The sequence below is a fragment of the Microbacterium sp. 18062 genome (genome assembly GCF_902706225.1).
GTDB lineage: Bacteria > Actinomycetota > Actinomycetes > Actinomycetales > Microbacteriaceae > Microbacterium.
This window is the reverse complement of sequence record NZ_CACSKB010000612.1, coordinates 1-397: the sequence shown is the minus strand read 5'-3', so window position 1 is coordinate 397 and position 397 is coordinate 1. Positions and strand designations below refer to the sequence as shown.

General features: G+C 67.3%; 1 protein-coding gene. It reads left to right on the top strand.

The genetic code is table 11. The features are described from left to right. Window positions 1–397: ABC transporter permease subunit (locus GVL03_RS21470; RefSeq protein ID WP_159502771.1), on the top strand; the 397-nt coding region annotated here is incomplete at both ends.

The following is a 397-nucleotide window of genomic DNA, read 5'->3' as shown; positions in this document are numbered from 1 at the left end:
GTTCAACCTCGTGTTCGGCGTGGCGGCCGCCTGGGCCATCGCCAAGTACGAGTTCCGCGGCAAGGCCTTCCTCACCACGCTGGTGGATCTGCCGTTCTCGGTGTCGCCCGTGGTGGCGGGCCTGGTCTACGTGCTGATGTTCGGCGCCAACGGCTGGCTCGGCCCCTGGCTCGCCGCGCACGACATCAAGATCATCTTCGCGGTGCCCGGCATCGTGCTCGCGACCGTGTTCGTGACGTTCCCCTTCATCGCCCGCGAGCTGATTCCGCTCATGCAGGCGCAGGGCAGCGACGAGGAGCAGGCCGCGATCGTGCTGGGCGCGAGCGGCTGGCAGACCTTCTGGCATGTGACGCTGCCCAACATCAAGTGGGGCCTGCTGTACGGCGTGATCCTCTGC